The 10,495-nt window shown below is 67.5% G+C and carries 11 protein-coding genes; 4 read left to right on the top strand and 7 right to left on the bottom strand.

Annotated elements, in window-relative coordinates; all coding sequences use genetic code 11:
- Positions 1-64: 64 nt before the first annotated feature.
- The 3 genes from ACR9ZJ_RS17430 to ACR9ZJ_RS17420 form a co-directional block, all read right to left on the bottom strand.
- Positions 65-436 (bottom strand): hypothetical protein, encoded by a 372-nt coding sequence (locus tag ACR9ZJ_RS17430; protein ID WP_481288471.1) that lies wholly within the window; start codon positions 434-436, stop codon positions 65-67.
- On the bottom strand, positions 433-1,056 hold the full coding sequence (locus ACR9ZJ_RS17425) for an RNA polymerase sigma factor (protein WP_481288470.1): 624 nt from the start codon (positions 1,054-1,056) through the stop codon (positions 433-435). Before ACR9ZJ_RS17425 ends, ACR9ZJ_RS17430 begins: the two co-directional genes overlap by 4 nt.
- Positions 1,057-1,154: 98 nt before the next feature.
- A complete protein-coding gene (locus ACR9ZJ_RS17420; RefSeq protein WP_481288469.1) occupies positions 1,155-1,601 on the bottom strand; it encodes a hypothetical protein in 447 nt (148 codons plus the stop codon).
- A gap of 191 nt (positions 1,602-1,792) precedes the next feature.
- Here ACR9ZJ_RS17420 and sufT point away from each other — a divergent pair, with 191 nt between their 5' ends.
- The 3 genes from sufT to ACR9ZJ_RS17405 all read left to right on the top strand — a co-directional run bounded on the left by sufT (position 1,793) and on the right by ACR9ZJ_RS17405 (position 5,896).
- Entirely contained in the window at positions 1,793-2,350 is a 558-nt protein-coding gene (gene sufT / locus ACR9ZJ_RS17415) for a putative Fe-S cluster assembly protein SufT (RefSeq protein WP_371024835.1), read from the top strand.
- A 211-nt stretch (positions 2,351-2,561) separates the two neighbouring features.
- Entirely contained in the window at positions 2,562-4,403 is a 1,842-nt protein-coding gene (locus ACR9ZJ_RS17410; RefSeq protein ID WP_481279641.1) for a M4 family metallopeptidase, read from the top strand.
- 176 nt (positions 4,404-4,579) lie between these two features.
- The gene (locus tag ACR9ZJ_RS17405; protein ID WP_481288468.1) at positions 4,580-5,896 is read left to right on the top strand and encodes a S8 family peptidase; all 1,317 of its coding nucleotides are present in this window, start codon (positions 4,580-4,582) and stop codon (positions 5,894-5,896) included.
- A gap of 23 nt (positions 5,897-5,919) precedes the next feature.
- Here ACR9ZJ_RS17405 and ACR9ZJ_RS17400 read toward each other — a convergent pair whose 3' ends face one another.
- The 4 genes from ACR9ZJ_RS17400 to wrbA all read right to left on the bottom strand — a co-directional run bounded on the left by ACR9ZJ_RS17400 (position 5,920) and on the right by wrbA (position 9,155).
- Positions 5,920-6,405 carry an asparaginase domain-containing protein gene (locus tag ACR9ZJ_RS17400; RefSeq protein ID WP_427459441.1) on the bottom strand — a complete coding sequence of 162 codons (486 nt, stop codon included), beginning with the start codon at positions 6,403-6,405 and terminating at the stop codon, positions 5,920-5,922.
- Positions 6,406-6,470: 65 nt separating this feature from the next.
- Positions 6,471-8,129, bottom strand: a complete 1,659-nt coding sequence (locus ACR9ZJ_RS17395; RefSeq protein WP_481288467.1) for an acyl-CoA dehydrogenase family protein — start codon at positions 8,127-8,129, stop codon at positions 6,471-6,473.
- 88 nt (positions 8,130-8,217) lie between these two features.
- Complete coding sequence (locus ACR9ZJ_RS17390; RefSeq protein ID WP_481288466.1) at positions 8,218-8,556, bottom strand: DUF2069 domain-containing protein; 339 nt, start codon at positions 8,554-8,556, stop codon at positions 8,218-8,220.
- Entirely contained in the window at positions 8,553-9,155 is a 603-nt protein-coding gene (gene wrbA / locus ACR9ZJ_RS17385; RefSeq protein WP_481288465.1) for an NAD(P)H:quinone oxidoreductase, read from the bottom strand. Before wrbA ends, ACR9ZJ_RS17390 begins: the two co-directional genes overlap by 4 nt.
- An 80-nt stretch (positions 9,156-9,235) precedes the next feature.
- On the opposite strand from wrbA, the gene ACR9ZJ_RS17380 reads away from it, so the two are divergent.
- A partial coding sequence (locus ACR9ZJ_RS17380; RefSeq protein ID WP_481288464.1) for a YihY family inner membrane protein occupies positions 9,236-10,495 on the top strand: 1,260 nt, incomplete at its 3' end.

Below are 10,495 nucleotides of genomic sequence, written 5' to 3'. Positions count from 1 at the left end.
AGATGTGTATAAGAGACAGGTGCGAGAAACAGGGCAAGGACGAGCGGAACGCGGCGCATGGGAATCACTTGCGAGACGAAGACGGGGTGTCGTTGTAGGCCAGCCAGCTATAGAACTGGAGGTCCTTGTACAAAGCCGGATCGGCGACATCGGCATCCGGCGGCAGGTCGTTCGGATCCGCATCCGCCGCCTGGCTGGCAACAGGCGGCGCCGAAGGCGTCACGCCGGGCTGCCAGACCATCAACGTGGCCAGGGCGAGCACCGCGAACGCCCCCGCCGGCAGCAACAGCCGGCGAACCGCCGACTCGCGTGGCTGGGCCAGCGCGGTGCGACGGGCGGCGCGCAGGCGGCCGGCCACGGCCGGATCCACGTCACGGCTGGCGCGCAGGTACAGATCCCTGGCTCGGCGTTCGAGTTCCCGATCGTGCTGGCTCATCGCCATGCCTCCAGTTGGTCGCGCAGCGCATGCATCGCGCGCGAAAGGTGGGTCTTCACACTGCCGTCGGAGCAGCCCATGGCTGCCGCCGTCTCGGCCACGTCCAGGCCTTCCATGATGCGAAGCGTGAAGGCTTCGCGCTGGCGCCGGGGCAGGTTGCGCACGGCCGCCACGATATCCCTGAAGGCCTGTGAATCCTGCAACCGGGCCGAGGGGTCCGGACTGTCGTCGGCCGGTTCCCAACTCGGTAGTTCGTCGCCGTCGTCGTCCTTGCCGCCGCCCAGCCAGCCCACCACGATCGAGCGCACCTTGCGCCGCCGTTGCAGGTCGACGATGCGCCTGCGCAGGATGCCCCAGAACAACGGGGTCCATTCCTCCGCGGGCTTCTCGCCGTAATGGCGGACCAGCCGCAACATCGCGTCCTGCACGGCGTCCAACGCGTCCTCGCGGTTGCCCAGGTGGATCTCGGCCATGCGCCACGCGCGGCGCTCGATGGATGCGAGGAAGGCATCCATGCTCGCGGGCACCTCGCGCAGGTCGTCGAGCGATGCGCTGTCGATCGCGATCGAGGCGTTCACGGCCTTCCCCGCGTCGTCGGTCTTCGCATCCTCGTGCTCCATACGGCCTGGTCTACTCCGGTTAACGCGGTCGGCGACCGCCGGTTGACTGCTTGTTTCGCGCAATATCTTCCGGGGCAAGGGATTTACGGCTTATGAAGTCAATGGGTGCGACGACCACGGGCGCGCAGGGGCCAGGCGACAAGGGCCGCCAGTACCGCGCCCGCCAGGACCAGGGCGATGTCACCCGGACCTTGGGCCAGGCGGGCCAGGTCGATCAACATGGCCGGCCCGGCGTCGCTCATGGCCTGGGCCAGGCCCACGCCCATCATTCCCGAAATGGACGCGGCAGCCACCAGGCAAGCCGTGTAGGCGGCGGCGATCAAGGTGGCCACGGCGGCCAGCAACGCACCCGCGGCACCGCGGAAACGCAACCAGCGGCGCACCACCACGCCCAGTATCCAGCCGGCAGGCAGCACCAGGGCGGGCAGGGCGCGGCCGAACATCATCGACGGCACCATCCAGACGGCGCCCACGGCGAAGCCGAACATGACGGCGCAGAGGGCGCCGAAAAGGAAGCCGGAGAGATGAGTACGCTCAGCCGGCATGGGTATCGGTCAGGTCGCGCATGGGATCCTGGATCGGGCAAAGCGGCCATGATAGCGGGCGGGAAGGCGCGGCGCTCTTGAGGGCGCAGGCCGCAGCCCCGACGTTAGAGCCGGTAGACGCTTACCGCCGGCCCGCGGCGGGCGCATAATCGACGACTTTGCGGCCGCGGCGCGGCCTTCACAGGACAGCAATGAGCGGTTTCAGCCTCAGCAGCGAACCCTTCACCCTCGAGCGTGACTGCCAGGCGGTCATGGTCCCGCAGGGAGAGACGGTGACGCTTCCGGCCGGGCAGATCGGCTACATCACCCAGGCGCTGGGTGGCAGTTTCACCGTGTACGTGGAAGGCAACCTGTTCCGGATCGCGGGGAACGACGCCGACGCGCTGGGCAAGGAACCGCCCAAGGCCATCGAGCTGGACGACGACGCCTCCGACGAGGACGTCGAGAAACTGGTCTGGCAGCAACTCCGCACCTGCTTCGATCCCGAGATCCCCATCAACGTGGTCGAGCTGGGGCTCGTCTACGACGTGACCCTCGAGACCACGGACGAGGGTGCCCGCCGCGCCTACGTGAAGATGACCCTGACCGCGCCCGGTTGCGGCATGGGCGACATCCTCGTGGACGACGTACGCACCAAGCTCGAACTCATCCCGACGGTGGTCGAGGCGGACGTCGACCTCGTCTTCGACCCGCCCTGGAACCATTCGATGATGTCGGACGCGGCGAAGCTCGAAACCGGCATGCTCTGACGCCGCCTGCGTCGCATTTTCCTTCGGCCTAGGGAAATCCCTAGGTAGTCGACCGCGAGATCTTGCGCTAGGTTGACCGTGACTTGCGGCGGGGAGGCCGTCAAGTCGGAACAAAACGGGCATCGCGCTGCGGCGCGAATTCATATCGTTCGGAATGTGGTCCCCACGGCCGCAATGGCTTCGTGCGGCCCATTCCCGGAGGAGGAACGTAATGGCAAGTCATTTTCGCTTGAAACTCCTGGTCGCTTCGCTGGCTATCGCGGCTACCTCGGTAGCCACGGCCGGCACCGAGCAGGCGCTCCGTGCGCAGAACCTCGGAGCCGTCCCCGCCAATCAGCTGGCGGCAAAGCTCGGCCTTTCCGCGGACAATTCGTTCGTGGCCAGGAATGCGCTGCCGACGGTGAAGGGAACCCAGACAGTACGCATGCAACAGACGTTCAAGGGCGTCCCGGTGTATGGACGCAGCATCGCCGTGGAGCAGGATGCCCAGGGCAATGCGCTGGTCGCCAACGGTGTCGTCACCTCGGACCTGCAGGTCGATCTCACCTCGGTGACGCCGAAGATCGACCAGGCCAGCGCGATCGCCTTGCTGACGAAGCAGGCGCGCACGCTGGGCGCGGCGACGGCCAAGCCTGAAAACGCCAAGGCCGACCTCTACGTGTATCCGGTGGACGGCGCGCCGGCGCGCCTCGTGTACCTGACCTCGTTCTTCTCCGGCGGCGATCATCCCACTCGCCCGACCGCGATCATCGATGCCAACACCGGGCAGGTGATCGAGCAGTGGGAAGGCCTCACCAATGCCGAGGTGGACGCGACGGGCCCGGGCGGCAACCAGAAGGTCGGCCAGTACACATGGGGAGCGAACGGCTTGCCCGCGCTGCGCGTGACGCAATCCGGAACCACCTGTACGGCGCAGAACGCCTACGTGAAGTCGTACAACATGAAGAAGGCGACCTCCGGCAGCGGCACGCTGTGGAGCTTCACCTGCTTCAATTCCAGCGGTGACGCCGTGAACGGCGCCTATGGCCCGATCAACGATGCCCATCACTTCGGCGGCGTGGTCCATGACATGTATACCGCGTACACCGGCGCGGCACCGTTGAACCAGGTGCTGGTCATGAAGGTGCACTACGGCAACAACTACGAGAACGCCTTCTGGGATGGCAGCTCGATGACGTTCGGCGATGGCGCCAGCACGTTCTATCCGCTGGTCGCGCTCGACGTCACCTCGCACGAGATCAGCCACGGCTACACGGAACAGCACTCGAACCTCGCCTACAGCGGCCAGTCCGGCGGCATGAACGAGGCCTATTCGGACATCGCGGGCGAAGCGGCGGAATACTACGACCGCGGCAGCAACGATTTCCTGGTCGGCTCGGACATCGTCAAGACCAGCGCCGGCATCGGCGACGCCTTGCGCTACATGTGCAACCCGACCCAGGACGGCGGTTCGATCGACAACGCGGCTGATTACTACAGCGGCCTCGACGTGCATTACTCCTCGGGCGTGTACAACAAGGCGTTCTGCGTGCTGGCCAAGACCAGCGGTTGGGATACGGTCAAGGCGTTCAAGGCCTTCGCACGTGCCAATGCCCTCTACTGGACGGCCAGCTCCACCTTCAACAGCGGTGCGTGCGGCGTGGCGAGCGCGGCGACCGACCTGGGCTATTCGGCGACCGACGTCGCCGCGGCGTTCACGGCGGTGGGCGTGACCTGCTCGACCGGTGGTGGCGGTGGCGGCACGCAGTTGCAGAACGGCGTGGCCAAGACCGGCCTGGCGGGAAGCTCGGGTACGGAACTCAGCTACACGGTGGTCATCGCGGCCGGTGCGTCGAACCTGAGCATCGTCACCAGCGGCGGCACGGGTGATGCGGATCTCTACGTGAAGTTCGGCTCCGCGCCGACGACCTCGAGCTACAACTGCCGTCCGTACCTCAACGGCAACAACGAGACCTGCACGTTCGCGGCACCGCAGGCCGGCACGTACTACGTCAAGGTTCGTGGCTATACCACGTTCTCCGGCGTCTCCCTAAAGGCGACCTGGACGCCGTAAGCCACGGCATCGACGTGCGTTCGACGAGGCCCGGGCGGTAGCGCCCGGGCCTCTTTCGTTCGCGGTCGTTTTTCCTACGTGTTCACGTGGGCAGGGTCGAATAGGCCCTCCATCGCCAGGGCCTTACGTTCGTTCGACCCTCGCAGCCCCCGCTGCGCCATCGAAGGAACGTCCCCATGCGCCTGGCTCTCCTCGCCGCTGTCATCCCGCTCGTTTTATCGCCGTCCACCCATGCGGACGAAGCGCGCTACATCGTTCATTTCGTCGATGCGGATTCGGCACGCGCCGCGCGCACGCCCCGTCCGATGGCCGGCACCGCACGAGTCGACGCGCCGCGGCATGTGCGTTCGCTCGCGGCGGGCGGCGAACTCTTCGAGATGCACGGCGGTGACGTGTCCCGTCTCGCCCGTCTTCCGGGCGTCGCCGCCGTCGAGGAGGACCTCGTCGTCACCGCCACGACCATCGTCGACCCGCTATGGAAACGGCAGTGGTACATGCACGATCCCAAGGTGGGCGTGGATGCGGAAGTGGCGTGGCGCTACACGCGTGGGGCGGGAGCGGTGGTCGCCGTGCTCGACACCGGCATCACCCCGCATCCCGAATTCGATGGCCAGTCGCTGCCCGGCTACGATTTCGTGAGCGACGCCGCCGCCGCGCGCGACGGCGATGGCCGCGATGCGAATCCTACCGACGAAGGTGACTGGAGGGACGCCGGCGACTGTGGTTCGTCGCGCGTCGCTCCGTCGTCGTGGCATGGCTCGCACGTGGCCGGCCTCATCGTGGCGCGTTCCGGCAACCGGCCGGGCATCGTGGGGCTGGCGCCCGAGGCGAAACTGTTACCTGTGCGCGTGCTCGGTCATTGCGGTGGGCGGCTTTCGGATGTCGCCGATGCGGTGGTCTGGGCCAGTGGCGGCGCGGTGCCGGGCGTGCCCCCGCTCGAACGCCGTGCGGATGCGATCAACCTGAGCCTCGGTGGGCGGGGCGCCTGCGGCATCGCCATCGCGCGGGCCATCGAACAAGCGCGCGGGCACGGCACGGTGGTGGTCGCCGCCGCCGGCAACGACCAGGCGAAGGCCTCGACCAACGTGCCCGCGAACTGCCCCGGCGTGGTCACGGTCGCGGGCCTGGCGCGTGACGGCTCGATGGCGTGGTACTCCAATCATGGCGAACGCGTCACCCTCGCAGCGCCCGGCGGCAGCTTGCGCGAACGCGGGGCGGACGACATCGTGTCCACGGTCGACGCGGGCAAGCGCGGTCGCGAGCGTTCCATCTTCGCGTACCACGCAGGCACCTCGATGGCGGCACCGCAGGTGGCGGCGCTCGTCGCGCTGATGCGTTCGGCCGACCCCGCCATCGGCGTCGACGACATCACGCGGCAATTGGTCGACAATGCGCGGCCTCTGCCGGGACCTTGCCCGAAGGGGTGCGGGGCCGGCCTGATGGATGCCGGTGCGACCGTCGACGCGGTGGTCGAGGATCGCGCGCGGCGTTGAGGCGGCGTCGAGCCCGCCTGGGTTCAGACGGCCTCGAAACGGTTCGCGTCGCGGTTCTTGCGAACCGTGGCTGGATCCCACACACGGCCGTTCATGGCGATGTAGACGCCGTCGGCCAGTGTCTGCACCGCACCGACGGCGCAACCGATGTTGAACACCGCGTCGGACCCCTGGAAACGCGCGGGGTTGAGCGCGCCGGTGAGCACGATGACCTTGCCGGGAATGCCTGCGAGCACGCGGGCCGTCTCGACCATCGTGTCGGTGCCGTGCGTCACCAGTACATGACGATGCGGCTGTGCCTCGATCGTGCTGCGGATCAGCGCGCGATCCTCGTCGGTCACGTGCAGGCTGTCCTTGCGCAGGATGGGGATCACGTCGAACCGGAAGGCGACGCCCAACTGATGGAGGATGTCGCCGATCTGCGGCGAGCCGATCTGGTAGTCCGACTTGTCGTCGAAATACACCTTGTCGATGGTGCCGCCGGTGGTGACGATGGTGAGCTGCTGCATGATTGACCTGGAAACCGGGTGGAGCGGGGCGATCATTCTACATTGCGCGCCCCGGATGAGCCGCCTCAGCGGTGAAGGCCCGTCGCCGGCGCGTCCGAGGCTAGCGCGATGTCCTGCTCGTTTTCCGGCAGCGCCAACCGGTCCAGGCCGTGCGCGATGAAGCGGCGGGCCGCCGCGGCGGGCCGCGGATCGCCGGAGGTGGCCGCCCAGGCCGCCGACCGCAGGAGGAGGGCGGCGGCCATCGTGCGCGCGAGGGTAAAGGCGATCCCGCGTGCCGACGCTTCGAGGGCGGCGCGATCCGCCGCGATGTCGCCCAGCAAGGCTTCCGTCGCATCGATCGTGCCGACGATGATGCCGCGCTCCGGCGCCCCTTCCGGCACGAGCTCCCGGATGGCCTGCCTGAGCGGCCCGAGACCGTTGGGCAGCGCACGCAGCATGTCCAGCGAGAGCACGTTCGTGGTGCCTTCCCAGATCGCATATACCTGGGCGTCCCGCAGCAGTTGCGGGAGGCCGGTGTCCTCGATGTAGCCCGCGCCGCCGAAACATTCCAGGGCCTCGGACACCACGCGGATCGAGACCTTCGCCGTCCACAGTTTCGCCAGGGGCGTCAGCAGGCGCAGCAGGGCGGCGTCGTCGGCCCCGCCTTCGCCCTGTTCGGTACGCCCCAACAGTTCCGCCACGTGGAAGGTGAGGGAGAAGGCGCCTTCGTATTCCGCCTGCATGTCCGCCAAGGTGCGCGCATGCAGGGGATGGTCGATGAGGCGGTGACCGAAGGCGCTGCGTCGCAAGGCGTAGTCGCGAGCCAGTGCGATCGCTCTCGCCATGCTCGCCACCGCGCACACGGCGTTCCAGGTGCGCGTGACGTTGAGCATCGGGGCGATCTGGCGAACGCCATGGTCCAGCGGGCCCACCGGTGTCGCGGGCAGGCCATCGAGATGGATCTCGGCGGTGGGCAGTTCGTGGGTGCCGAGTTTCTTCTTGAGCCGGTCGATGGTGATGCCATGCCATACGCCGTGCTCGTCCTTCGTCTCGACGTAGAAGAGCGCCAACGCCGCCGTGCCCGTGCCGGACCCTTCCGGGCGCGCCAGCGCGAGCGCCGCCTCGCCCACGACGGCCGAGCTGAACCACTTGCGGCCATACAGGCGCCACTGGCCGTCGGCGTCCTGCCGGGCCGTGGTTTCGGTACGCCCGACATCGGAACCGCCTGGCGTTTCCGTCATCCATTGGCCCGACAGCCAGAACGTGGCCGGATCGCGGCTGAGGAAATGCGGCAGCGCCCGTTCGATCAGGCGTGCGTTACCCGAGGCGCGCAGCGCCGTCGCCGCGCCATCGGTCATCGCCAACGGGCAGCAGTAGAATTCGCTGGCCACGTGATAGAGGTAGACACGGGCGAATTCCTCGACGCGTGCCCAGCGCGAGGGTTCGTGCCCCGCGGCCAATACCGCGTGCTTCGTCGTCAGGCCGGGGCCTTCCTCCCAGGCGGGCGTCAGGGCGATGCGATCGACGCGGGAGCCCCACGCATCCCACTGGGTGAGGATGGGTTCGCCGCGTGGCGTGCGTCCACGACGATCCCAGGCCATGACCGCGTAATCGGCCAACGCCTCCAGGTCCGGGCGCATCGCTCCCAGGCGATCGGCTGGCAGCGTGTGGCCCAGCCACGCGTTGAGCACGCGGTCGTCGCGGAAGGGATGCGCCAGTCGCGGCGCTTCCTGCACAAAACCCATCGTGGCGTCCTCTCGTCGGATTCGATGCCTAGCCTGCACCGGCCTCGTCCGTCCGTCGATACGCTGCGCAACATGCGCCGCGCGGGGATCAGCGCCGGCGGCGGACGCCCGCGCCGAGCGTGCCGATAAGCAGCAGGGTGAACACGATCTCCACGACCGCCAGCCAGCGGTCCGCCGTGGAGCTCCATGCCTCGGAGACACCGTGGCAGAAATAGAACAGGGCGAGGATGCCGACCCAGAGCAGGGCGCGGGTCACGTTCGGCAGCGAGAGCAGTGGCAGCAGCAAGGGCGGCACGGTGAGCGCGAACGCCACCCACGTCGGGATCGATACCGGCGGATACAGGGTGTACCAGAGCAACTGCAAGGCCAGGAGGGCCGCCCACGCCGCAAGCCCGACCTTCTGCGTGGTACTTGACGCCTGGCTCACGCGGGCGTGCCCAGACGCCGGGCGACGTCGGCGAGGCGTTTGCCCAGCGCACGCGCGAGTTCGCGTTCGTGCTCGCTGATGCCGTTGTCGCCGCGGCTGCCGGAGACATGGCTCGCCCCATAGGGCGTGCCCCCGGTCGTCGTGCTGCTCAATGCCGGCTCGGTATAGGGAATGCCGACGATGAGCATGCCGTGATGGAGCAGCGGGAGGGCCATCGACAGCAGGGTGGCTTCCTGGCCGCCGTGCATCGTGCTGGTCGAGGTGAACAGTGCCGCCGGCTTGCCGGAGAGGACGCCCGAGGCCCATTCCGCACCGGTGGTATCGATGAAATGCTTCAGCGGGGCGGCCATGTTGCCGAAGCGCGTGGGGCTTCCCATCGCCAGGGCCACGCATTCGACCAGGTCCGCGCGTGTCACGTAGGGGGCGCCTTCCTCGGGTTCCGGCGGCATCGCCGTTTCGGTGACCGGCGCCACGGGGGGTACCTGGCGAAGACGCGCCCGCATGCCCGGCACTTCCTCGATCCCGCGGGCGACGAAACGGGCGAGCTGGGCCGTGTGGCCGCTACGGCTGTAGTAGAGTACGAGGACGTCGTGGGACATGGATGGCCGCCTTTGCGAAGGCGCTAGTCTCGCAGAACTGCCACGCGTTCCCAATCGTTTGGGACTGGATGAGGATGGACATGCCGCTGCGCATCGATCGCGACCGCGCGTTGAGTTTCTCGCGCTTCACCTGGCTGCGCTTCGTCGACGACAAGTGCTTCGAGACCGCCGGCGCGCTCTCGTATACCACCCTGGTGTCGTTGGTGCCGCTCACGGTGGCGATCTTCGCCATCCTCTCGGCCTTCCCCGTGTTCGCGGAATGGCGCGGTTCGCTGGCGAACTACGCGTTCCAGAATTTCGTGCCGGCCACCGGCATGAAGGTGCAGGAATACATGCTGGCCTTCGCCGACAAGGCCAGCCAGCTCACCGGCATCTCGATCCTGGTGATGCTGTTCAGCGCCGTGTCGATGATGATCAGCATCGAAGACCGGCTGAACCGGATATGGCGCGTGCGCAAGCCGCGTGGCTGGGCCTCGCGCCTGCTGTTGTACTGGGCGGCGCTGACCCTGGGCCCGATCCTGGTCGTCGGCGGGCTGGCCTTGTCCTCGTATATCACCGCGTTCCCGATGCTGCATGAAGCGGCGGACCAGATCGCGACGCAGAGCCGCCTGCTCAACCTGCTTCCGTTCGTGATCACCTTCGTCACGCTCGTGCTCATGTACACGATGGTGCCGAACCGCCGCGTTTCGTGGCGGCATGCGGCCATCGGCGCGATGCTGGGCGCGATCCTGTTCGAGTTCGCACGCTGGGGGTTCACCGAGTTCATCCGCAACTCGCCCAACTACGAAGAGATCTACGGCGCGCTCGCGGCGATCCCGATCTTCCTGCTGTGGATCTACCTGTCGTGGATCATCGTGATCCTGGGCGCCTCCATCGCGGCCTCCATCTCCGCGTTCGAATACACCGTGCCCCACGAGGCCTTGCCGGAAGGAGCCGAATTCATCGGGCTGCTGGTCGTGTTGCAGCATTTCGTCGATGCGCAGCGTTCGGGCGAAAGCGTGGACCCCGCCACGGTCCGCCTGCGCGAACCCTACCTGCCGTCGAGCGCGATCGCAGGTTATTTCGACGACCTGCAACGGGCCGACATGATCCAGCGTGGGGAAGCCGGCGGCTGGTTGCTCAGCCGCAGCCTCGACGCCACCGAGTTGCTGCGCGTATACCGTTGCACGCAGTACCGGCTTCCCTTGCGGCCGCGTGAACAGGTGGAACGCCTGGGCATCCAGCTGCCGCCGGAACTGCTCAGCCTGTTGGATAATCTGGCCCTGGCACTCGACGCCACGCTTGGCGCGCGCCTCGACCAGTTGTTCCCCTCCACGCGTATCCCCGCCCCCACCGAGGAC

The organism is Luteibacter sp. KNZ12-1A (genome assembly GCF_056755675.1).
This window is presented reverse-complemented; position numbering and strand designations above follow the sequence as displayed.